Source organism: Corallococcus aberystwythensis, assembly GCF_003612165.1.
Classification (GTDB): Bacteria; Myxococcota; Myxococcia; order Myxococcales; family Myxococcaceae; genus Corallococcus; species Corallococcus aberystwythensis.
In genome coordinates this window covers 1-413 of the sequence record NZ_RAWK01000596.1, presented here as the reverse complement: position 1 = coordinate 413, position 413 = coordinate 1, and the positions used below count along the sequence as shown (strand labels likewise).

2 protein-coding genes are annotated in these 413 nt (G+C 47.2%); both read right to left on the bottom strand.

Features of this window, described 5'->3' with window-relative positions; all coding sequences use genetic code 11:
* Positions 1-115 (bottom strand): GntT/GntP/DsdX family permease (locus tag D7W81_RS44545; protein WP_204272253.1); only part of this gene is annotated, 115 nt, incomplete at its 3' end.
* Between the two features lie 3 nt (positions 116-118).
* Positions 119-413: gluconokinase, GntK/IdnK-type (locus D7W81_RS41645; protein ID WP_244227808.1), on the bottom strand; the 295-nt coding region annotated here is incomplete at its 5' end.

Here is a 413-nt window from a genome sequence, read left to right as displayed (position 1 = left end):
CCCCCATGGACACCACCATCAAAGCCAGGAAAGCGTGCATACGCGCCTTCATGACTAAAAACAGCAGCAGTAAAACAGACCCTACTGCTGTTAAAACAAGCGTTAATGTAGTCACTACTTATTTGCCTTTTTTAATAACCTCAATGGTGCTTGCCACAACACCTTCCAGCGGTTGATCGATATCCACCACCAGTACATCGGTTTCGTCCGCACCCGGCTCCTGCAGCGTTTCAAACTGCGTCACCAACATTTGGGTTTTAAAGAAATGGCCTTTGCGCGCTTTCAGGCGGCTTTCAATCACATCAAAATCGCCTTTCAGGTAGATGAACGAGAGATTCGGATTACCTTCACGCAGCAAGTCGCGATAGTGTTTTTTCAGTGCAGAACAGACGATCAGCGACACTTTATTGGTG